This is a genomic window from Oerskovia sp. NPDC056781 (genome assembly GCF_042789955.1).
Taxonomy (GTDB): Bacteria; Actinomycetota; Actinomycetes; order Actinomycetales; family Cellulomonadaceae; genus Oerskovia; species Oerskovia rustica.
This window is the reverse complement of the sequence record NZ_JBHUAD010000045.1, coordinates 1-21,906: the sequence shown is the minus strand read 5'-3', so window position 1 is coordinate 21,906 and position 21,906 is coordinate 1. Positions and strand designations below refer to the sequence as shown.

Genomic DNA, 21,906 nt, shown 5'->3' with positions numbered 1-21,906 from the left:
GCTCACCTCATGAGGTGAGCGGCGCCGTCGGGCACTACGGGCAGGGGATCAGGAGTCGCCGCCCGCGTTGCCGGACGTGCCGGCCGTGACGTCCATCAGACGGTACTTCTCGATCGCCTGGGCCGAGGCCTCCGCGGGGACCTTGCCCTGCTTCGCGAGCTGCTGGAGCACGCGGACCACGACCGAGGGGCCGTCGATCTTGAAGTGACGACGGGCCGCGGCACGCGTGTCGGAGAAGCCGAAGCCGTCGGCACCGAGCACCGCGTAGTCGCCCGGGATCCACTGGCGGACCTGGTCGGGGACGAGGTGGTCGTAGTCGCTCGTCGCGACGAACGGACCCTCGACGCCCTGGAGCTTGGCCGTCAGGTACGGCACGCGCGGCGTCGCGGCCGGGTTGAGGAACGCGTCCTGCTCGGCGGCCAGGCCGTCGCGGCGCAGCTCGTTCCAGCTCGTGACGCTCCAGACGTCCGCGGAGACGCCCCAGTCCTTCTCGAGGAGCTCCTGCGCCTCCAGCGCCCACGGCACGCCCACGCCCGAGGCGAGGATCTGCGCCTTGGGGCCCGAGGCCTCGGACACCTTGATGCGGTGGATGCCGCGCAGGATGCCCTCGACGTCCACGTCCTCCGGCTCGACCGGCTGCTGCATGGGCTCGTTGTAGACCGTCAGGTAGTACATGACGTTCTGGTCGCGCCCGTCCTCGCCGTGACCGTCCTTGCCCGGCCCGTACATGCGCTCGATGCCGTCGCGCACGATGTGGCGGATCTCGTAGCCGTAGACCGGGTCGTACTGGACGATCGCCGAGTTGGTGCCAGCGAGCAGCGGCGAGTGACCATCCGCGTGCTGCAGGCCCTCACCGGTGAGCGTGGTGCGCCCGGCCGTCGCGCCGATGATGAAACCGCGCGTGAGCTGGTCGCCCGCGGCCCAGAACTGGTCGCCCGTGCGCTGGAACCCGAACATCGAGTAGAAGATGTAGAACGGGATCATCACCTCGCCCTGCGTGGCGTACGAGGTGCCGACCGACTGGAACGCGGCCGCGGAACCGGCCTCGTTGATGCCGGTGTGCATGATCTGCCCGGCCTCGGACTCCTTGTAGCTCAGCATGAGCTCGCGGTCCACGGCGAGGTAGTTCTGGCCCTGCGTGTTGAAGATCTTCGCGGACGGGAAGATCGAGTCCAGACCGAAGGTCCGGGCCTCGTCCGGGATGATCGGCACGATGCGCTTGCCGATCTCCTTGTCCTTGATGAGGTCCTTGAGCAGACGGACGAACGCCATGGTGGAGGCGATCTCCTGGTTGCCCGAGCCCTTCTTGAGGATCTCGTACGTCTTGTCGCCCGGCAGCGTGACCGGTGCCGGCTCCGCACGACGCTCGGGCACGTACCCGCCGAGCTGGCGGCGACGCTCCTGCATGTACTGGATCTCCGGCGCGTCGGCGCCCGGGTGGTAGTACGGGGGCTCGTACGGGTTGGCGTCGAGCTCCTCGTCCGTGATCGGGATGCGCAGCGAGTCGCGCAGCGTCTTGAGGTCGGCCAGGCCGACCTTCTTCATCTGGTGCGTCGAGTTGCGCCCGGCGAAGCCCGAGCCCAGGCCGTAGCCCTTGACCGTGTGCGCCAGGATGACCGTCGGCTGGCCCGTGTGGGCCGTGGCCGCCGCGTACGCCGCGTAGAGCTTGCGGTAGTCGTGGCCGCCACGCTTGAGGGCCCAGATGTCGTCGTCGGACATGTTCTCGACGAGCTGCTTGGTACGCGGGTCGCGCCCGAAGAAGTGCTCGCGGATGAACGCGCCGCTCTCGGCACGGTACGTCTGGTAGTCACCGTCGGGCGTGACGTTCATCAGGTTGACGAGCGCACGGTCCTTGTCGGCGTTGAGCAGGGTGTCCCACTCGCGGCCCCAGATGACCTTGATGACGTTCCAGCCGGCGCCGCGGAACTGCGCCTCGAGCTCCTGGATGATCTTGCCGTTGCCACGGACCGGGCCGTCGAGGCGCTGCAGGTTGCAGTTGACCACGAAGTTCAGGTTGTCCAGGCCCTGCTGCGCGGCGAGCTGCAGCATGCCGCGGCTCTCCGGCTCGTCCATCTCGCCGTCGCCGAGGAACGCCCAGACGTTCTGCTGGCTCGTGTCCTTGATGCCGCGGTTGTGCAGGTAGCGGTTGGTCCACGCCTGGTAGATCGCCGAGGCCGGGCCGAGACCCATGGAGACCGTGGGGAACTCCCAGAAGTCCGGCATGAGGCGCGGGTGCGGGTAGGACGGCAGACCGCCGCCCGCGTGCGACTTCTCCTGGCGGAACCCGTCGAGCTGGTCCGCCGAGAGGCGGCCCTCGAGGAACGCGCGGGCGTAGACGCCGGGGCTCGCGTGACCCTGGAAGTAGACCTGGTCGCCGCCGCCCGGGTGGTCCTTGCCGCGGAAGAAGTGGTTCAGACCCACCTCGTACAGCGTCGCCACGGACGCGTAGGACGAGATGTGCCCGCCGACCCCGATCCCGGGGCGCTGCGCGCGCGTGACCATGACGGCCGCGTTCCACCGGTTCCAGCTGCGGTAACGGCGCTCCATGGCCTCGTCACCGGGGAAGTACGGCTCTTCGTGCACACCGATGGTGTTGACGTAGGGGGTGTTCACCGACGTCGGGATCGCCACGTTGCGCTCACGTGCTCGCTTGAGCATGTTGAGCAGGACGTAGCGGGCGCGGGGGCCGCCACGGTCGTCGATCAGTCCGTCCAGGGACTCGACCCACTCGCTCGTCTCAGCGGGGTCGATGTCCGGTACTTGGCTGAGCAGACCGTTGATCAGCGGTCCGGTCTCGTCAAACGAAGCCACCAGCAACCTCATATCTTGTTCGGAGCGGTATTCGGATTGAATCACGGCGCGGTACACCGTGCCCGCTCACCTCCAGCCACTCCTGCGCGGCGGTAGCAGCCGCTGGTGGCGACTGTGCCTCCACACTCTCGGGTGGTCGAACCATTCTGTTACCCCGCGGCCTGGAAGTCACACCACAAGGGGGTCAAGAGAGCGTGATCTCCATGACACAGGAGTGTGTGCGTCCGGTGCGCAGAGGGTGGAGGAGAGGTCGTGGCGGGTGTCCGCGGTGTCCGTCGAGCGGGCGCGGTCGGGCGACGCCGTGCTCGACGGCGCAGCGCCCGCCCCCTGCTCGAGGCACCTTCCGTGGCGCGCCGACGTTGTGCCGAGTGCCGAACACCGCAACACTGGTGCAACTGCACGGTGAAGAGGCCCGAGCGACGCACCCGCCCCTGCTGAGGCACGCGGGAGTGGTGTGGGCTACCTTTGCCAAGCAGGTCACAGATCATCGAGCAGTACGAAGAAGGGAAAGAGACACAAGTGGGAGCGACGCCGGACCCCCAGGGTGCAGGACGCCTGGGGTTCCTCTCTGGCCATGTGGTGCAGGAGTTCGGTTGGGGTGAGGACGTCGACGACGACCTCCGCGCCGAGATCGAGGAGCTCGTCGGCTCCGAGCTGGTGGACGAGGACTACGGAGACGTCACCGACGGTGTCGTGGTCTGGTGGCGCGAGGACGACGGCGACCTGACCGACATGCTCGTCGACGTCCAGACGGTCCTCGACGACGGCGGTCTCATCTGGATCTTCACGCCCAAGGCGGGCCGCGACGGCCACGTGGGCCACAACGACCTCCAGGAGGCCGCGACCACGGCCGGCCTGCACGCCACGAGCACGTTCGCGATCGCGCCGGACTGGTCCGCGACCAAGCTCGGCACGCGCGGCCGTGGCCGCTGAGGCCCCCGAGCTGACGGTCCGGCCGGGCGACCTCGCCCCCGACTTCACGCTCACCGACACGCACGGCACCCCGGTCCACCTCGCGGACCTGCGCGGTCGACCCGTCCTGCTGGTGTTCGTGCCGTTCGCCTTCTCGGGCACGTGCACGAGCGAGCTGTGCGAGCTCCGCGACAACATCGCGGATTTCGAGACCGCAGGCGTCTCGCTCTACGCGATCTCGTGCGACCCCGTCTTCTCGCTCAAGGCCTGGGCCGCGCAGGAGGGGTACACGTTCGACCTCCTCTCGGACTTCTGGCCGCACGGCGAGGTCGCCCGCCGGTACGGGGTGTTCGACGACGAGCGCGGCCTCGCGATCCGCGGCAGCTTCCTGATAGACGCCGACGGTGTCGTGCGGTGGTCCGTCGTGAACCCGCGCGGGCAGCGCCGGGACCTCGCGGGGTACCGGGCGGCGCTCGCGGAGCTCTGACCCCGCAGCTCTCTCGACGGGCGCGCCGTGGCCTCGTGCCGTGGTGCGCCCGTCGGTTGTTCCTGGCCGGGGCCACCCGTGGCAGCCGTACGCCGTCGGGCACGGGATGCCCGATGTGCGGCGGATGTGCGAGGCAGGGCCGGTGACCCGGTAGGCTGTGCACCGCTGTTCTGGGGCCTGTAGCTCAGTTGGTTAGAGCGCCACGCTTACACCGTGGATGTCGGGGGTTCGAGTCCCTCCGGGCCCACCCCAGCCCTCGCTCGACGAGGGCGCGCGAGGTCGAGCGGTCGCCCGACTCCCTCGCTCCCCGCCGAAGCTCTCTCGTCCTGCCTCTGGGCACGTCGCGACACCTTCGGTGCGTGCGCCGAGCGTGCAGTTCGGGTCGTTCACACACGTCGTGGACCGCCCGAACTGCACACTCGGCGAAGAGCCTCCTCGCGAGCCGACCATCAACATGCCCGACCCGGCCACCGGGGCCGCGCGGCGCCGTCGGGCGGGGAGGTGGCCGGCCGCGGCTGGCGTCCCCCCGACGAATCACGCGCTCGATCTCCACTGACAGCATCGACGCGTGTCGGTGGCTTCTCCTACTGTGACCGACGACGCCGCGCCGACGGAGCGCGGCGGCCTCCGGACGCGGTCCGGCGGCCCGGAGGAGACGGTGGGACGCGTGTTCGACAAGATCAAGGGTTGGTTCCAGGGAGACCACGACGGTGCGGTCGAGGGCGGCGGGACGGCGCCCGAGGCCGGCCGGGCGGAGGGGCGGCGGCGCGCCGCGCCCTCGGGCCGGCTGGTCGACGGACTGAAGATCCTGGACGCGGCCACCGAAGGTCTCGCGGCCCGCGCGATCGCCTACGTCCACTCGGGTGACGGACCGGAGCTCGTGACCGAGCTGTCGCAGCGCACCGACGACGCGGTGGACCGGCTGCTCAACCGGCCCGCGACGCTCGGCGTCTGGACCTACACGACCCAGGCCGAGGACAAGACCATCAAGGAGCGCGTGCCGGGCTGGAACGTCAGCAAGGGCGCCACCGCCCGCAGCAACCTGTACACGCTGACCGAGCCCGTCGGCATCGACGCGCTCGTGCGCCTGGGTCGCCTGCTCGCGGCCGTCTCGCCCGACGTCTCGCGTGCCTCCGACCGGCTCCCGTCCTGGTTCGCGGCCCTCCTGACCGACGCCGCCAAGACGTGCGGCGACCGTCGCACGACGGGCAAGAACGGCAAGCCGGGCGTGCGCAGCCAGTGGACCCCCGCGCTGTTGACCGCGATCCTGCGCGACGGCGGCGTGGCCGAGGAGAGCATCCCGACCGCCGTCGTGGCCGGGATCTTCGACCGCCCCGTCATCGCGGACTACTACGGCGACCCGCTCGCGGTGTTCGCGGCACAGCCCGGCGTCGAGGAGTACCTGGTCGCGCACCCGGCCGACGTCGCCGCGGTCGCACCGCTGCTGCGCGCGACCGGCAAGATCGAGCTCCTGCAGTTCCTGCGGACCCGGCCCGCTGCGCTCGACGCGTTCGTCGGGCTCGTCGCCCAGCTCGCGACCGACAACGCCAAGTCCGTGCGCGAGGAGGCCGCCGGGAACCTCGCGGCCCTGCCCGCCACGCGTCAGGTCGAGCTCCTCGAACCCCTGCTCACCACGATGCCCGCGAGCCGGCTCGCGGGGCTCGTGACCCACCTCGTCGGGGTCGAGGGCGGCATCGACGCCCTGCGGCGCGCGCACGCCGCCGACGGCCGGGGTGCTCGCGGCACGCTGCTGTCGAACGCGATCGAGCGGGCCACGGCCCTCGACGTCGCGACGGTCGTCGTCGACGAGCCCCTCGAGGTCCCGCCCTTCACGCCCCTGCCCGAGGTCGTCCTCGGCGAGCCCTTCGTGCGCTCGGCCCGCGACGCGGTCGACCGCCGGCTCGCCGCGGCCCGCGACGAGCTCGCCGTGCTCGAGGCGCTGCCCAAGGCCGAGGCCCAGAGCTGGCGCCTGTCCCACGCCCGGGGCGCCGTCAAGGACCTCGCGGCCATCACCGACGACCACCTCACGCAGGTCGCGCAGTACCTCTCGGGCGCCCTGACCAAGGTGCCGCCGCACAAGGTGCTCATCGAGCTCCAGGCGCCTGCGATCCGGAGCCGGCTCGACGGCCTGACCATGCTGCACGACATCCGCTTCGCGCGCTCGCACGGCGGCGGCCGGCAGCGCTACCCCTGGTACCAGCTCAACGCGACGACCGACATCGCGCTCGACCTCCGGGTCCTCGCCGACGGCGTCGAGCGTGCCGGCGTCCAGGACTCCGAGGCGGCCGTCGCCGAGCTCGTGTTCGACTCCTGGTTCGCCCGCGGCACGTTCGCCCCCGAGCACCTGTGGCCCTACTTCGCCGAGCACCCGCGCGCGCTCGACACGATCCTGGGGCTGCGTCCGCCGAGCACGGTCGGGACCTCCAGCCGCTCGGAGCGGCTCGAGGTCGCCCTCACGATCCTCGGCGGGTTCCCGACGATCCCGAACCGCTACCTCCCACGGCTGGCCGAGCTCGCTCTGGGTGAGGGCAAGACGCACCGCGTCGCGGCGCAGAAGGTCCTCGAGTCGCACGTCGGTGCTCGCGACCTGGCCGAGCAGGGCCTGCGCGACGGGAAGGCCGAGATCCGCGTCACGGCCGCCGTCTGGCTCCAGCGCCTCGCCGACCCGGCAGCGATCCCGGCACTGCGAGCCGCGCTCGCCAAGGAACGTCGCGAGGTGGCCCGCGCGGCGCTCCTCGGCGCCCTCGAGGCGCTCGGCGACGACATCGCCCCCGAGCTCGCGCCCGCGGCGCTGCTCGCCGAGGCGACCAAGGGCCTCAAGGCCAAGGCACCCGCGAGCATGGCCTGGTTCCCGCTCGACGGCCTGCCCACGCTCCGCTGGGCCGCCGACGGCGAGCCCGTGCCGGTCGAGGTCGTGCGGTGGTGGGTCGTGCTCGCGGTCAAGCTCAAGGACCCGAGCGGGCTGGGCCTGATCGCGCGCTACGAGTCCCTGCTCGACGACGAGAGCCGTGCGGTGCTCGGCCGGTTCGTGCTCGACGCGTGGATCGGCAAGGACACCCAGGGCCCCACGGCCGAGGAGAGCCGGGCCTACGCGGACGGCGAGGCCCAGCAGCGGTACGACCGTTACCAGCACTGGTACAAGCAGCACCCCCAGTACTACGAGGCAGAGGCGTCGCGGACCGTCGACCAGCACCACCAGGACGCGTTCCGTGAGCACCAGGCGAACTACCTCGGGTCGGCCATCGCCGACAAGGGGCTGCTCGCGCTGACGGTCGGCATGCCGGGTGCCGACCTGACACGCACCGTGCAGCAGTACCTCAAGACGCACATCACACGCCGCGCCCAGATCGAGGCCCTCGTCCGGGCGCTCGCGGCCAACGGCGACCCCGCGTCGATCCAGCTCCTGCTGTCCGTGGCGCGGCGTCACCGCCAGGCCACGGTGCAGGCGGCCGCGCAGCAGCTCGCCGAGGATCTGGCAGAACGACGCGGCTGGTCCGCCGAGGAGCTCGCGGACCGTACCGTGCAGACCGCGGGCTTCGAGGACGACGGGATCCTGCACCTCGCCCTCGGGTCGCGCGAGTACACCGGACGCATCACTCCCACGTTCACGCTCGAGCTCACCAACGACGCGGGGAAGGTCGTGAAGGCCCTGCCTGCGCCCCGCGCGGACGACGACCCGGACCAGGTCAAGGCCGCCAGGTCGCAGCTCTCGACGAGCCGCAAGGAGCTCAAGGCCGTGGTCGCGCTTCAGACCCAGCGCCTCTACGAGGCCATGTGCACGGGGCGCCGGTGGCCCGTCGCCGACTGGCTCGAGTTCGTGGCCGGGCACCCCGTCATGTCCCGCCTCGCGGCAGGGCTCGTGTGGCTCGAGAACCCCGGCCCGGACCAGCGTGCCTTCCGCCCGGGGGACGCCGGTGCGCTCATCGACGTCGACGACGAGGACGTGACCCTCGCGCACGGAGCGACGGTCTCGGTCGCGCACGGCGTGCTGCTCGGCGCGGACGAGGCCGGTCGTTGGCGCGAGCACCTCGCCGACTACGAGATCAGGCCCCTGTTCGACCAGCTGACGGTGGACCTCCCCGCACTGGACGGTCAGGTGACCGCGATCAGCGACCGCAAGGGCTGGCTCACGGACAGCTTCACGGTCCGCGGGCGGGCGACCAAGCTCGGCTACGCGCGCAGCCAGGCCGAGGACGGCGGCTGGTTCTCGGGCTACGAGAAGGCGTACCCGAGCGTCGGGATCACCGCGGTCATCGAGTTCACGGGCGCGTTCCTGCCCGAGGAGAACATCCCCGCGGCGATCACCGACCTCGTGTTCCGCCGCTCGACCCGGGCCTACGGGCAGAGCGCCGAGGCACGCCTCGCCGACCTGCCGCCCGTCCTCGTCGCGGAGTCCTAGCGCGACTACCTGACCGTCGCTGCCGGTGGCAGCTTCGACGCCGCCTGGGAGAAGAAGAGCGCATGGTGACCACACCGACCACCTCAGGGAGCACCCACGAGGGGGCCGCGGTCGTCGACCGCGCCCACGCCCAGGAGATCCGCCCGCCCGCCGAGGTGCGCTTCGCGGACGAGCTCGCGGTCCTCGAGGCGGCCGACCGGGCCAAGGGCTCCGAGCTGCCGCCCGGGTGGCGGCTCAGCCCCCGGGCCGTACGCGCATTCGTCGTGGGCGACGCCGAGCTCGGGGTGCGACGGAAGTTCTACGGCGACGACCCGCTCGTGGACCGAGCCGTCGTGTCCCTGCTCGGTCGTCAGGGGCTCATGCTCGTGGGGGAACCCGGCACCGCGAAGTCGATGCTGTCCGAGCTGCTCGCGGCGGCCGTGAGCGGGACCTCGAACCTGACGGTCCAGGGCACCGCGGGCACGACCGAGGACCACGTCCGCTACTCGTGGAACTACGCGCTGCTTATCGCCGAGGGACCCAGCGAGCGCTCGCTCGTCCCGTCGGCCGTCCAGCAGGCCATGAGCGCGGGCAAGGTCGTCCGGTTCGAGGAGATCACGCGCTGTGCGCCCGAGATCCAGGACACCCTCGTCTCGATCCTCTCCGAGAAGCAGCTCATGATCCCCGAGCTCGGCAGCGAGGCGCGGGTCTCGGCCCGCCCCGGGTTCAACGTGCTCGCGACCGCGAACCTCAAGGACCGGGGAGTCCACGAGATGTCGGCAGCGCTCAAGCGACGGTTCAACTTCGAGACCATCAAGCCCCTCACGGACCGCCAGTTCGAGATCGACCTCATCGAGGCCCAGCTCACGGCCGAACTCGGCCCGGCGGGTGAGCGTCCGCCGCTCGCGCGAGACGTCCTGGACGTGCTCGTCACGGCGTTCCAGGACCTGCGGACCGGGGCCACGAGCAACGGCGCCCCCGTCAAGCGCCCCGAGACCGTCATGTCGACGGCCGAGGCCGTGAACGTCGCGGTCGCCGCGTCGCTCGAGGCCCGCTACCTGGGCGACGGCACCGTGACCCCCGCCGAGGTCGCGCGCCAGCTCGCGGGGGTGGCCTCCAAGGGCGACGAGGAGGACGCCCGACGCCTGCGGCACTACGTCGACAACGTCGTCCGTGAGCGGGCGCGACGCGACCCGCGCTGGAAGTCCTTCCTCTCCGCGGCGGAGTCACTGTGGCAGTAGCACCGGCGGCACGGGCGGCATGGGGGCGCGCACCCGCGCGCATGCAACGTGCCGCCGCTGCGGTCGAGCGCCTGCGGACCGACGGGATCTATCTCGCGCCTGTCCGGCACCACAGCCCGGCGTGCGCGCTCGCGGTCGGGGCGCTCATCGAGGAGGTGCGGCCCGCCGTCGTGCTCGTCGAGGGCCCTGAGGAGTACGGGCGACTGCTGCCCGCGCTGCTCGACCCGCGCACGCGCCCGCCCGTCGCGGTCCTGAGCCTGGGCACCGAGGGTGGCGGCGCGGGTTTCTACCCGCTCGCCGAGTTCTCGCCCGAGTGGGTGGCCCTGCGCACCGGGGCCCGCTTGGGCGCGGAGGTCGCGTTCGTCGACCGGTCGTGGGTCGCGCGTGTTGGCGACGAGCGGTCCGGCGACGCCGCACGACGAGGTGTGCCCGACGACGGGGCGAGCGTCGAGGACGCGCCCGACGGAGCCGGCGACCGCCCGGAGGGCGCAGACGACGCGTTCGCCCGCACGCTCCAGTCCGAGCGCAACCTCGCGCACTCGCGGACGATCGCCGCGGTCGCCGAGCGCCTGGGGTGCCGCGACCACGACGAGGTGTGGGACCACCTCTTCGAGGCTCGCACGAGCGAGCGGCTCGCGGACTGGCGCGAGCTCTTCGGCGACGTGCTCGCGTGGTCGGGGCTCGCACGCCTCGACTACGAGGAGGAGGTGCTCGACGCCGACGGGTCGCTCGCGCGCGAGGCCCTCATGTCGGCCCGGGTCGCCGAGCACCGCGCCCGGGTCGAGGGGCCCGTTGTCGTGGTGACCGGCGCGTTCCACACGCTCGCGCTCGGCGAGGCCCTCACGGGCGCGCCCGAGGGTGAGCCGGTCGTGAGGCGCCGTCCCGCCCGGGGCTACGGCTCGCCTGCGTCGGCCGACGCCTGGCTCATCCGCTACGACCACGAGCGGCTCGACGGGTTGCGGGGCTACGGGGCGGGCATGCCGTCGCCCGGGTTCTACGAGCGGCTCTGGGCCGCGCACCGGGAGCCGGGTGGGCCGAGCACGCTGGGCGTGTCGCTGCTGGTCGACGTCGCCGCGGAGGCCACCGCGCGAGGGGCGCAGGTGAGCCTGGCCGAGATCGCGTCGGCGGCCGAGCAGGCGACCCGGCTCGCGGACCTGCGCGAGCGCCCGTGGCCGGGACGCACGGACCTCCTCGACGCGCTCACGTCGTGCTTCGTCAAGGACGACGGCGGGCTCGACGTGGGCATCGGTCGTCCCCTCGGGCAGGCGGTCGCCGAGGTGTTCGGCGGGCGCGCGCTCGGCGAGGTGCCGCCCGGCACCGCGTCACCACCGCTCGTGCAGCGCGCGAGGGAACGGGCCGAGGAGCTGCGTCTCGTGGTGACGGATTCGACGCCGCGTCGCACGCGTCTCGACGCCCGCCGCAACCCCCGCCACCGGGAGCGCAGGGCGTTCCTGGCGCTCACGGACTTCGTCGGGAGCGGGTTCGCGCACCAGGTCTCGGGGCCCGACCACGTCGCGGGGCGCGGCATGGGCCTCCTGATCGAGGAGTGGGAGTACGCCTGGACGCCCCTCGTCGAGGCGTCGCTGGTCGAGCTGTCGCACCAGGGTGCGACCCTCGAGGCCGTCGCGGTGCGCCGCCTCCACCGCCTCGAGCACGAGCTCGCGACGACGGGTCGCTCCGCGCTCGGCGTGGCCCGCCTCGTGGCCCAGGCCGTCGTCGCGGGACTGTCGGAACATCTCGACCGCCTGGTCGCGCTCCTGCGCTCGACGCTCGACGTCGACCCGTCGCTCGAGTCCGTCGTGGGCGGGTTGCACCGCCTCGTGGACCTGTGGGACGCGCGCGTCGAGCTGGGCCTGGAGGACCACGCGGACGACCTGCTGGACCTGCTCGACCACGGCCTCGCAACCGTCGCCTACCTCGTCCCCGGCCTCGGGGCGGCCGACGCGGACGCGGAACCTGCCGCCGTCGGGACGCTCGTCGCCCTGCGCGACCTCCTGCGGGAGGCGGGTCGCGCCGCGCGTGCACCGGTGCCCGACGACGCACCCTCCGGCGGTGACACGCTCCTGCCGGGTGGCACCCCCGCGCGCACGACGGGTCGGGCCGAACCCGTGCTCCGCGAGCTCGCCCGGCTCCGCGAGGACCGCGGCGCGGCCCCCGGCGTCCGAGGGGCCCTCGTGGCGCTCGCCGCGACCGACGACGCGCTCGACGACGACGTCCTGGTCGCGGAGGTGCAAGCCCAGCTCAGCCCGGGCGCGGACCCGGTCTCCGCTGTCCGCTTCCTGGGCGGCCTGCTGCGTGTCGCCCCGGACCTCCTGCTGCACACCCCCGAGCTCTTCGACGCCGTCCACACCGGTCTGCGCGACCTCGACGAGGACGCGTTCCTGGCCGTCCTGCCGGACCTGCGCCGCGCGTTCACGTGGCTCAAACCGGCCGAGACGCACCGGCTCGCGCAGCAGGTAGCCACGCGCACCGGCTCCCGGGCCGAGCGGATCGACGTGCACCTGGCCGCGACCGAGCAGGACCTCCACGCGGGGCTAGCGCTCGAACGCGAGCTCGCCGCGATGCTCGCGCGCGACGGGCTCGGAGCGTGGGCCCTCGGTGGGTCGCAGCGCACCTCTCCGGCGCCTACGACGACCGCCACCCTTGCCAACACGCTGTCGGACCAGGAGAACCTGCCGTGACACTCCCGACCGCCCGCCCGGAGGCGACCGCCGAAGAGCTCGAGGCCGCGCGCCGCTGGCGGCTCGTCCTGGGCCGCTACGCGGCGCAGGAGCTCCCGCAGGACCCGTCCGACGCCGGTGTCGAGCGTGCGCTGCAATACCTCTACGACCGCGAGTACGTCGAGCGCGGGCACCGCCTGGGCAAGGGGCCGGGCGGGCGTGGTGGTGGCGGGAGCCTCGACCCGTCGGCGCTCAAGGCTCTCGACTGGCTCGGCCAGGCTCGCACGCTGTTCCCGCGCGAGACGTTCGAGCGCATGCAGGTCGACGCCGTCAGCCGATACCAGCTCACGGACCTGCTCGCCGACCCGGAGGCGGCCGAGGCCCTCGAACCCAGCCGTGAGCTCGCGACCGCGCTGCTGCAGGTGCGCGGACGCCTCGACGAGCGTGCCGCCGCCGGTCTCCGCACGGTCATCGCGCGCGTCGTGGAGGACATCGTGCGACGGCTGCGCCCGCAGTTCGCGACCGCGCTCACCGGCCGCAAGGACCGGTCACGACGCTCGATGCACAAGGTCAGCCAGAACTTCGACGGCAAGCGCACCCTGGCGGCCAACCTCTCGCGCTACGACCCGGAGTCCGGGCGACTGGTCGTGCAGGACGTGCGGTTCGTGTCGCGGGCGCGGCGCACGCTCACCTGGGAGGTCGTCCTCCTCGTCGACCAGTCGGGCTCCATGGCGGCCTCGCTGCTCTACAGCGCGGTGTGCGCGGGGATCATGTCCGCGCTGCCGGGGATCACGGTCCGGCTCGCGGTCTTCGACACGAACGTCGTCGACCTCTCGCACCTCGCGCACGACCCGGTCGCGGTCCTGCTGACGGCACAGCTGGGCGGTGGTACCGACATCGCGAAGGCGGTGCGCTACGCCGAGCAGCAGGTCACGAACCCGAGCCGCACGGTCGTGGTGCTCGTGAGCGACTTCGAGGAGGGCGGCTCGGTCACCCAGCTCCTCGCGGGCGTCCGCCGCCTCGCGGAGTCCGGCGTCCGGATGCTGGGGCTGGCGGCGCTCGACGAGGCCGCCGAGCCCGTCTACGACCACGGGACGGCCCGCCGCCTCGCCGAGTGCGGCATGCACGTCGCCGCCCTCACGCCCGACCGGTTCGCCGAGTGGCTCGGGGAGGTGCTCGTATGACGCCGGGCTGGCTCACGGTCTTCGCGGGGTACGACGACGCCGCGCTCGTCGCGCTCGCCAACGCGGGACTGCTGCGGCGCGCCCGCAAGGATCTCGCGGCAGGCGACGTGTCGCTCACGTCGGAGTCCGCGGCCGAGGTCGTGGTCGCGTGCGGGAGCGCGGTGGTGCGGCTCGGGCCCAAGGGGCCGGTGGCGGCGTCGTGCTCGTGCCCGACGGCGGGCGTGTGCCAGCACGTGGTCGCGGCGTGCCTGTGGGCCCGCGAGCGGGTGACGGACGGGACGTCGCCGGAGTCGGGGCCGACCGCTGCGGTCGTGGACGGGCCGCACCCCACGACCGTGGGCCGCGTTGCCGAGGACGCAGGCCTGCGCGACCCCGCGGGCGTCACCGACCGTGCGACCGCCCCGGACGCCCTGGCCGACCTCCTCGCGCTGGATCCCGCCGATGTGTGCCGGGCCGCGGGCAGGCCCGCGCTGCGCCGGGTCGTCGAACGGCTCCCGGCCGCGCTGCTCGCCGGGCTCACGCAGGACGGCTCGGGGGCGCCGACCGCGTGCGAGGTCACGGCCGACGGCGCGCGGCTCACGATCACGTGGACCGACGGCAGCGGCACCCCGACCCACGTCGTCTTCGTGGCCCCCGCGGGGTTCGCGGGCATGGTCGTCGCCGGTGCGCGCTCGGTCGGCGACCAGGCCGCAGCACGGCTCGAGGCCGTCCTCCGGGTCTTCGCCCGCGAGGGCAGGTCGTGGACGTGGCCCCACGAGATCGAGGTCGAACGCTCGGGTGAGCTGACCACCGCCCAGCGCGCGGGGATCGAGGAGGTGAGCGCCGTCGTCGGGCACGTGGTCGACGCCGGGCTGTCCCACCTCGGTGCCGACGCCGCCGACACGCTGCGCGGGGCCGCGGCCCGCTCACGGCTCGCCGGCCTGCTGCTGCTCCACCGGCTGCTGCTCGTCGCGGCAGGCCTCGTCGACGGTCTCGCGTCGCGCGACGACGACGTGAGCGAGGCCGAGGCGCTCGGTGCCCTCGCCGAGGCGTGGGCGCTCGCGGCGGCGCTGCGGGACGCCACCGTCGGGGCGCTCCCCGACCTCCTGGGGGCACCGGTGCGCCGTACCACCGACGCGGAACCCGGCGACGACCTTCCCGGCCGCCTCGTCCCGCTCGGCGTGCGGTGGTGGCGGGCGCCCAGCGGTGCCCGCGGCCTGACGATCACCGCCTGGGACCTGCGTCACGGGACGCTGCGGACCGCGACGGTCGCACGGCCCTCGGGCGCGGACCCGGCCTTCCGCCGCGACGTCGACCTGCCGCTGCTCTGGAAGGCGTCGGTCGCCGCGGTGTGCGCGGGTCCGTTCGAGCTCGCCGACGCCGAGATACGGCCCGACGGGTCGATCAGCACGACGGCGCGCACGAGCCTCGTCCCCGGCGGGGGCTTCGACGTCGGTGAGCTGCGGGAGATCGCGCAGCACCTGGACGGCGCGACGACGGGGACGGTCGGGTTCGGCCGGGCTCGGCGTCGCGTCCGGCTCGTGATGGCGCGCGAGACCGGGGCTGTCGGAGTGGACGAGGTCCGCCGCGACGTCACCTGGCCGGTCACGGCCGCCGACGGCGTCACCCACGTCCTGCGCGTGGGCGTCGAGCACGAGCGCAGCGTCGAGGCGCTGCTGTCGGTCGTGGCGTCACGCAAGCAGGTGGTCGCGGTCCTCGTCGAGCGCGACGTCTCGACGGGGGCGGACGAGCCCGTCGGAGTGTTCCTGCGGACGGGCCAGGGGAGCGTCGAGCTCTTCTCGCCGTCGATGTCCCCGGCGTTCCGTGCGGTGAGCTGGACGGCGTTGCGTCGGCTGCGGGCGCGGATCGCGGCGCTGCACCGGGGCTCTACCGTCCACGTGGCCGAACCGGTCGATCGTGGCCCGGTGGCACGCGTGTGCGAACCTGCGCTCGAGGTCGTGGACTCGCTCGGCGCGACCGGGCGCCGCAGGCTCACCGCGCACCAGCAGAGCGTGCTCGGCGACCGTGCGCGGCTCGCCCACGACCTCGGGATGGTGACCGTGGGCCGCACGATCGAGGCGCTGACGACGGACGTGTCGACCTTCACGCTCCTGCGCGCACGTTTCGTGCTCGGACGAGCGGCGGCGCTCGCGGACTCCTAGCGCAGGGCGGTCACGTCAGGGGCGAGGGTGGTGAATCCGCACCTCGCAGAGTTCTGGTCATTTTCGTCACGGCGTTTTCGGTGCCATGAAGTGCATTCTTCGTTGCCCGAGGCGATGTGAAGATGGCGTGTCGGACCTGTCGATGTTCTGTTTGTGCCTCAAAGGTCGACGAATTGTGCGCATAGTGTCCTGCGGGCCGGACGGGGGAAGACGTATCCGGCCGGGAGGATTCGGCATCGTCGATTCTTCTGCCATGTGTGACCGATACCTGTGATCGGAGTTCCGTATGACGAAGTACGCAGCTTTCTACGTTCCCTTGACCGCCGCGGCGCTCGCCCTGACGGGCGGCGTCTCCGCGTGGGCGGCGCCCGCGAGCGCACCCACGAGCGCGATCGCCTCGACCTGCGCCTCGACGCCGACGAGCAAGCAGTCGCCCGTCGACATCCCGCTGCGCTCCCTCACGGACAGCCGCAAGGTGAAGGCTCCCGTGCTCGACTACGAGCGCGCCGCGTTCACGGTCCGCGACACCGGGGAGACCATCCAGGCCGACCTGACCACGATCGGCCCCAACGCCATCACGCTCGACGGCACCCGCTACGAGCTCCGGCAGTTCCACCTGCACACCCCGAGCGAGCACACGATCGACGGCGAGCCGGCCGCGATGGAGCTCCATCTGGTGCACCAGAGCGCCGAAGGGAAGCTTGCGGCGCTCGGGGTGCTGTTCGCGCTCGGCCGGGAGAACGGGGCCCTCGCCGGCTTCTTCGACGCGATCCCGGCGGACGCCGGGGCGACGTCGTCGGTCGCGCCCCAGCCGGTCCAGATCAACCCGGCTCACCTGGTGCCTGCGTGGTCGGACCTGATCCGCTACGACGGGTCGCTCACGACGCCACCGTGCAGCGAGGGCGTGCTCTGGACCGTCTACGAGCGTCCTCGGACGATCTCGAAGGCGCAGCTCGGCGCCTTCACCGCGGTGCACCCGGAGAACAGTCGTCCGGTCCAGCCTCTTAACGGCAGGAGCCTGTTCGAGGTCGACGTGGACTGACGCCTCGTCCGGCCGCAAAGGCGTCCGGTCTCCGACTTCTTGCCGGCGGCCGGACGCTTTTTTCGTCAGATCCGAAGGTGGAAATGAGAGCTCTCTCATGAGGGCGCCGGATTTCTGGTTCCGCCGTTCTGGAATTGCCGACAATACCTGTGATGGCGACGGTCGCGTATCGGTGGCCTCGGCAGGGGGGCTGCGGGACGCCCCCGATGTCAGACCCTCACGGCAGACTCCGGGGCGTGTACTCGGTCCCGCTCCGCACGTCGTCCGCCGACCCTGGCGTCGTCGACGTCGAGGACCTCGACCCCCACGGCGCCCGGCTGCACCCCGCCTCGCGCCGCACCACCTGGCCGGGTGCCGTCCTCGAGCAGCCCGTCCCCCCGACCCCGAGCCCCCCGGTGGCCACGGCCACCCCCGGCGTGCCCCGGGCCGCGACGCCCACGACCCGCTGGGTGTTCGACGACACCAACCTCTGGTACCCGGCCGCCCTCGCAGGTGGCCTGCGCGTCGAGCGCGCGCACGACCTGCGCCTGACCCGGGCCGTCCTGCGGCGATCGGTCCTCGCGACGGGCACGCCCCTGGCGCAGGGGCCGCGCGACGCCTGGGACGACATGCACCCGGTCCCCACGGCCCCCGTCCCGGGCATCGAACGCCCGGACGCGCTCTTCGACCTCGGCGACCGGCGAGCCGTCACCCCGCCCGACCCCGTGGGGGAGCTGCGCCGACAGCTCGAGGCGGTCGCGACGTCGTCGGGCCCGGGGCGGCTGCGCCTGCTGATCGCCGCCGAGTCCGCGGGCGCACTCGTGGCCGCCGAGATGAGCCACGCCGGACTGCCCTGGCGCGAGGACCTGCACGACGCGATGCTCACCGGCATCCTGGGGGCGAGGCCGCCGCTCGGGCTGCGCCCCGCGCGGCTCGAGGCCCTCGCCGAGGGCGTGCGGTCGGCGCTCGACGCGCCCGCGCTGAACCCCGACTCGGCCCCCGAGCTCCTCAAAGCCCTCGAGTACGCGGGAGTCGGCGTGAAGTCGACCCGCAAGTGGGACCTCGAACGCGTCGACCACCCCGTCGTCGCGCCGCTCCTCGAGTACAAGAAGCTCAGCCGTCTCCTGACCGCCAACGGCTGGAACTGGCTCGACACCTGGGTGCGGGACGGCCGCTTCCGGCCCGAGTACGTCGTCGGGGGAGTCGTGACCGGACGCTGGGCCGCGAACGGCGGGGGAGCGCTCCAGCTCCCGCACCAGGTCCGCTCGGCCGTGGTCGCCGACCCCGGGTGGAAGCTCGTCGTCGCCGACGCCGCACAGCTCGAACCCCGGGTGCTCGCGGGCCTCTCGGGCGACCTCGTCATGGCCGAGGCGGGGCGCGGCGGCGACATGTACCAGGGCATCGTCGACACGGGTGCCGTCGAGACGCGCGCCCAGGCCAAGATCGGCATGCTCGGCGCCATGTACGGCGGGACGACGGGCGAGAGCGGGCGCATGCTCCCGCGGCTCGCGAAGGCGTTCCCGCGCGCGCTCGACCTCGTCGAGCAGGCCGCGCGCGCGGGCGAGCGCGGCGAGATCGTCACCACGCGCCTCGGCCGGAGCTCGCCCCCGCCCGGGTCGGGCTGGGACGAGACGCAGGGCAGCGCGTACGACGAGTCCGCGTCGAGCGACGCGCAGTCCCGAGCCCGCAGCCAGACCCGCGCCTGGGGCCGGTTCACCCGGAACTTCGTGGTGCAGGGGACGGCCGCCGAGTGGGCGCTGTGCTGGATGGCCTCGCTGCGCGGGCGCCTCGCCGCGATGCCCCGGGCGGCCACCCCCGGGCTGGCCCCCGCCCCCTTCACCGAGCAGCCGCACATGGTCTTCTTCCTGCACGACGAGATCATCGTGCACGCTCCCGCCGAGCTCGCAGAGCAGGTCGCGGACGAGATCCGGGCCGCGGGCACCGAGGCCGGGAAGCTCCTCTTCGGCGACTTCCCGGTCGACTTCCCGCTCACGGTCGCGATCGTCGACGACTACTCGCAGGCGAAGTAGCGCGGTCGATCACGTGTCCCGTGGCTCGCCCCGGTACGTCCCGACCGACCAGAGGTTCCCCTCGGGGTCCGCGAGCACCAGCTCACGGCTGCCGTAGTCGGTCTCGTGCAGCGGAGCGACGACCGCGCCGGCGCGCTCCGCCCGGTCCGCGATCTCCTCGATCCCGGTCCCGCTGCCGGGCTCCCCGGCGACCACGTACCCGCCGAACGTGCCCGGCGGACGTGACCACTCGCGGTCGGGCGTGAAAGAGCCCAGCATGATGCCGCCGCCGGGCGGCCAGTCGAGCTGCGCGTGCGCGACGCCTTCGTCGCTCGTCATGACGGTGTTGCGTCGGAAGCCCACCACGTCGACGAGGAAGTCGATCAGCCCGGGCGCGTCGTGCGCCTGGAGGGTGGGCCAGACCTGTGCCTGGGGAGTCGTGTGCGTGTCCATGACCTCAGCCTGCGCGCGGTGCACCGCCCCCGGCTTGGATGTTTGCGCGCTCCTCGGCGAGCCACGCCGTCGGGCTCAGACCGGCGAACGCATGGAAGTCGCGCACCAGGTGGGAGTGGTCGGAGTAGCCGGTGCGGGCCGCGATGTCCGCGAGGTTCGGCCCCGACGGCGCCAGGGACCTCGCGCGCACCGCGTACCGAGCGGCGTCGAAGCGCGCCAGGCGACAGGCCGCGCCCGGACTCAGACCGAGCTCGGCCGAGAAGAGCGACGTGAGCTGGCGAGGGCTGAGCCAGACGTGCGCGGCGACGTCGGGCACGGTCACCCTGCCGTTTCTGCGGAGGATGTGGCGCCAGGCTTCGGCGACCTCGACCCGTGCCGGTCCGAGGCCAGGCCTGCGGCCCTCGGCCTGGCGTCGCAACGCCTCGGCGACGAGCGTGAGTCGCTCGTCCCACGACGTCGCCTCGCCGACCCGCTCCCGCAGGTCGCGCGAGGCTGCCCCGAGGACGTCGTCGGCGTCGGTCACCATGCCCAGCTCGCCGGGTGGGACGCCGAGCAGCTCGCGGCTCGCGAGCGGGTCGAGCGCGAGCTGGACGCCCTCCTGGTGCGCGGGCTGATGGATGTACGCGGGGGACGTGTGCAGACCCCCGACGAGCGACGCGTACCGGTGCAGGGGCGCGTCCCCGGGCCCCGTCGCCGTGGGCACAGGGCCGTCGAGGCTGATGACGACGGTCAGCCACGGTGAGGGCAGCCCGCGGTGCACCGAGGGGGAGCCCGTGATCTCGTAGCCCAGGACGGAGCCGACCGCAGACTCCAGCGGTCCGGTCGGGGAGGCGCGCACGTAGTGCTGTCCCATGGCAACACGGTAGGTCGCGGGGGTCGCTCGGCGCGCGTCGTCGCCCGCCGGCGGCGGATAACCTGGTCCCGTGACCGCACACCCCACGCTCGCCGACGTCGTCCGAACCCTCGAGGCGCTCTACCCGCCGTCGACCGCGGAGGGATGGGACGCCGTCGGGCTCGTCACCGGGGACCCTGCCCAGCCCGTGCGCAAGATCCTCTTCGCGGTCGACCCCGTCGCGACGGTCGCCGACGAGGCGATCGAGTGGGGCGCCGACCTGATCGTGACCCACCACCCGCTCTTCCTGCGGCCCGTGCACTCGATCGCCGCGACGACGTTCAAGGGTTCGCTCGTGCACCGCCTCGTGCGGGCCGGGATCGGGCTGTACGTCGCGCACACCAACGCCGACGCCGCACCGCGCGGCGTCGCCGACGCGCTCGCGGACGCGATCGGTCTCGTGGACAGGTCGCCCCTCGTCCCGTCCGCACCCGACGGCGCCGCGCACCTCGCGGAGACCGGCATCGGTCGCGTGGGCCGCCTCGAGGAGCCGACGACGTTGCGCGCCTTCGCCGAGCGCGTCGCCGCCGCGCTGCCCGCGACCGAGCAGGGAGTACGCGTCGCGGGCGACCTCGATGCGACCGTGAGCACCGTGGCCGTCGTCGGCGGCTCGGGCGACTCGCTGTTCGACGCCGTCCGCAGCGCGGGCGCCGACGTCTACGTCACCGCGGACCTGCGCCACCACCCCGCGTCCGAGCTGCGCGAGCGTGCCGAGTTCGAGGGCGGCGCCGCGGGCGGGCCGTTCCTCGTCGACGTCGCACACTTCGCGAGCGAGTGGCCCTGGCTGCGCTACGCGGCCGCCGACCTGACCGGACAGCTCGCAGATACGGGTACGGTGGATACCCGCGTGAGCGTCCGCCGGACCGACCCCTGGACCGCCCGGATCGGCTCCGCGCACCGCGCCTGACACGGCGCCCCACAACTGCATCGAAAGGAACGCACCCTGTGAGCACTGCACCCCCCGAGGACCAGCGACGACTGCTGGAGGTCCAGGCACTCGACACCCGCCTGCAGCAGCTCACGCACAAGCGCGCCTCCCTGCCCTCGATCGCCCGCATCGCGGAGCTCGACGCGCAGATCTCCGACCTCAGCACCTCGCTCGTCGCGTCCCGCACCGCCGTGAGCGACCTCAAGCGAGAGCTCACCAAGGCCGAGGGGGACGTCGAGCAGGTCCGCAACCGTGCGGCACGCGACCAGACCCGCCTCGACTCGGGCCAGGTCGGCGCCAAGGACGCCCAGGCGCTCGTCGGCGAGCTCGAGTCGCTGTCCCGCCGCCAGGAGGTCCTCGAGGAGATCGAGCTCGGTGTCATGGAGCGCCTCGAAGCCCACGAGGAGGCTCTCGCCAAGCTCGACGCCGCCAACGACGAGCTCGTCTCCGCCCAGCGCGAGGTCGAGGCCGAGCGCGACGCCCAGCTCGCCGAGGTCGACGCCGAGGTCGAGGCCGTGACCGCCGCACGTGCCAAGGCCGTCGACGGGATCGACGCCGGGCTCGTCACCCTCTACGACCGCCTGCGCAACCAGCTCGGAGGCCTGGGTGCCGCCGTGCTCAACGGCCGCCGCTGCGAAGGATGCCGCCTCGAGCTCAACCCGTCCGACGTCGCCGCGATCAAGGCCAAGGGGCCCGAGCAGGTCGCGCGCTGCGAGGAGTGCTCGCGCATCCTGGTGCGGCTCGACGCCTGACGTCGACCCTCCGAGGCCCGAGGCCCCACCCCCGACC

Annotated in this window: 14 protein-coding genes and 1 tRNA gene; 12 read left to right on the top strand and 3 right to left on the bottom strand. The window is 73.0% G+C overall.

Annotation, left to right across the window (positions count from 1 at the left end; genetic code table 11):
• Nucleotides 1-48: 48 nt before the first annotated feature.
• Nucleotides 49-2,811, bottom strand: coding sequence for a pyruvate dehydrogenase (acetyl-transferring), homodimeric type (gene aceE / locus ACFRCR_RS06255; RefSeq protein WP_191795427.1), 2,763 nt, complete (start codon nucleotides 2,809-2,811; stop codon nucleotides 49-51).
• Nucleotides 2,812-3,330: 519 nt separating this feature from the next.
• Here aceE and ACFRCR_RS06250 point away from each other — a divergent pair.
• The 10 genes from ACFRCR_RS06250 to ACFRCR_RS06205 all read left to right on the top strand — a co-directional run bounded on the left by ACFRCR_RS06250 (nucleotide 3,331) and on the right by ACFRCR_RS06205 (nucleotide 18,865).
• Nucleotides 3,331-3,744 (top strand): DUF3052 domain-containing protein, encoded by a 414-nt coding sequence (locus tag ACFRCR_RS06250; protein ID WP_030151692.1) that lies wholly within the window; start codon nucleotides 3,331-3,333, stop codon nucleotides 3,742-3,744.
• The gene (locus ACFRCR_RS06245) at nucleotides 3,734-4,210 is read left to right on the top strand and encodes a peroxiredoxin (RefSeq protein WP_377676166.1); all 477 of its coding nucleotides are present in this window, start codon (nucleotides 3,734-3,736) and stop codon (nucleotides 4,208-4,210) included. Before ACFRCR_RS06250 ends, ACFRCR_RS06245 begins: the two co-directional genes overlap by 11 nt.
• A 173-nt stretch (nucleotides 4,211-4,383) precedes the next feature.
• Nucleotides 4,384-4,457 (top strand) — tRNA-Val (locus ACFRCR_RS06240).
• Nucleotides 4,458-4,877: 420 nt separating this feature from the next.
• Nucleotides 4,878-8,609, top strand: a complete 3,732-nt coding sequence (locus tag ACFRCR_RS06235; RefSeq protein ID WP_377676165.1) for a DUF4132 domain-containing protein — start codon at nucleotides 4,878-4,880, stop codon at nucleotides 8,607-8,609.
• Between the two features lie 62 nt (nucleotides 8,610-8,671).
• On the top strand, nucleotides 8,672-9,829 hold the full coding sequence (locus ACFRCR_RS06230) for an AAA family ATPase (RefSeq protein ID WP_377676164.1): 1,158 nt from the start codon (nucleotides 8,672-8,674) through the stop codon (nucleotides 9,827-9,829).
• Nucleotides 9,820-12,510, top strand: coding sequence for a DUF5682 family protein (locus ACFRCR_RS06225; protein ID WP_377676163.1), 2,691 nt, complete (start codon nucleotides 9,820-9,822; stop codon nucleotides 12,508-12,510). Before ACFRCR_RS06230 ends, ACFRCR_RS06225 begins: the two co-directional genes overlap by 10 nt.
• Complete coding sequence (locus ACFRCR_RS06220; RefSeq protein ID WP_377676162.1) at nucleotides 12,507-13,673, top strand: VWA domain-containing protein; 1,167 nt, start codon at nucleotides 12,507-12,509, stop codon at nucleotides 13,671-13,673. Before ACFRCR_RS06225 ends, ACFRCR_RS06220 begins: the two co-directional genes overlap by 4 nt.
• Nucleotides 13,670-15,814, top strand: a complete 2,145-nt coding sequence (locus ACFRCR_RS06215) for a hypothetical protein (protein ID WP_377676161.1) — start codon at nucleotides 13,670-13,672, stop codon at nucleotides 15,812-15,814. Before ACFRCR_RS06220 ends, ACFRCR_RS06215 begins: the two co-directional genes overlap by 4 nt.
• Before the next feature lie 286 nt (nucleotides 15,815-16,100).
• The gene (locus ACFRCR_RS06210; protein ID WP_377676160.1) at nucleotides 16,101-16,856 is read left to right on the top strand and encodes a carbonic anhydrase; all 756 of its coding nucleotides are present in this window, start codon (nucleotides 16,101-16,103) and stop codon (nucleotides 16,854-16,856) included.
• A 236-nt stretch (nucleotides 16,857-17,092) separates the two neighbouring features.
• On the top strand, nucleotides 17,093-18,865 hold the full coding sequence (locus ACFRCR_RS06205) for a bifunctional 3'-5' exonuclease/DNA polymerase (RefSeq protein ID WP_377676159.1): 1,773 nt from the start codon (nucleotides 17,093-17,095) through the stop codon (nucleotides 18,863-18,865).
• Nucleotides 18,866-18,874: 9 nt separating this feature from the next.
• On the opposite strand, the gene ACFRCR_RS06200 is transcribed toward ACFRCR_RS06205, so the two are convergent.
• Both ACFRCR_RS06200 and ACFRCR_RS06195 read right to left on the bottom strand, forming a co-directional pair.
• Complete coding sequence (locus ACFRCR_RS06200) at nucleotides 18,875-19,297, bottom strand: VOC family protein (RefSeq protein WP_377676158.1); 423 nt, start codon at nucleotides 19,295-19,297, stop codon at nucleotides 18,875-18,877.
• A gap of 4 nt (nucleotides 19,298-19,301) precedes the next feature.
• Nucleotides 19,302-20,150 carry a helix-turn-helix domain-containing protein gene (locus ACFRCR_RS06195; RefSeq protein WP_377676157.1) on the bottom strand — a complete coding sequence of 283 codons (849 nt, stop codon included), beginning with the start codon at nucleotides 20,148-20,150 and terminating at the stop codon, nucleotides 19,302-19,304.
• Between the two features lie 70 nt (nucleotides 20,151-20,220).
• Here ACFRCR_RS06195 and ACFRCR_RS06190 point away from each other — a divergent pair, with 70 nt between their 5' ends.
• The gene (locus tag ACFRCR_RS06190) at nucleotides 20,221-21,096 is read left to right on the top strand and encodes a Nif3-like dinuclear metal center hexameric protein (protein WP_377676156.1); all 876 of its coding nucleotides are present in this window, start codon (nucleotides 20,221-20,223) and stop codon (nucleotides 21,094-21,096) included.
• 38 nt (nucleotides 21,097-21,134) lie between these two features.
• On the top strand, nucleotides 21,135-21,869 hold the full coding sequence (locus ACFRCR_RS06185; protein ID WP_377676155.1) for a zinc ribbon domain-containing protein: 735 nt from the start codon (nucleotides 21,135-21,137) through the stop codon (nucleotides 21,867-21,869).
• Nucleotides 21,870-21,906 lie beyond the last annotated feature (37 nt).

Bases quoted from the DNA above. Each gene is read 5' to 3' on its own strand.
- ACFRCR_RS06200 (WP_377676158.1), bottom strand. From the start codon at position 19,297: ATGGACACGCACACGACTCCCCAGGCACAGGTCTGGCCCACCCTCCAG.
- ACFRCR_RS06230 (WP_377676164.1), top strand. From the start codon at position 8,672: ATGGTGACCACACCGACCACCTCAGGGAGCACCCACGAGGGGGCCGCG.
- ACFRCR_RS06210 (WP_377676160.1), top strand. From the start codon at position 16,101: ATGACGAAGTACGCAGCTTTCTACGTTCCCTTGACCGCCGCGGCGCTC.
- ACFRCR_RS06195 (WP_377676157.1), bottom strand. From the start codon at position 20,150: ATGGGACAGCACTACGTGCGCGCCTCCCCGACCGGACCGCTGGAGTCT.
- ACFRCR_RS06215 (WP_377676161.1), top strand. From the start codon at position 13,670: ATGACGCCGGGCTGGCTCACGGTCTTCGCGGGGTACGACGACGCCGCG.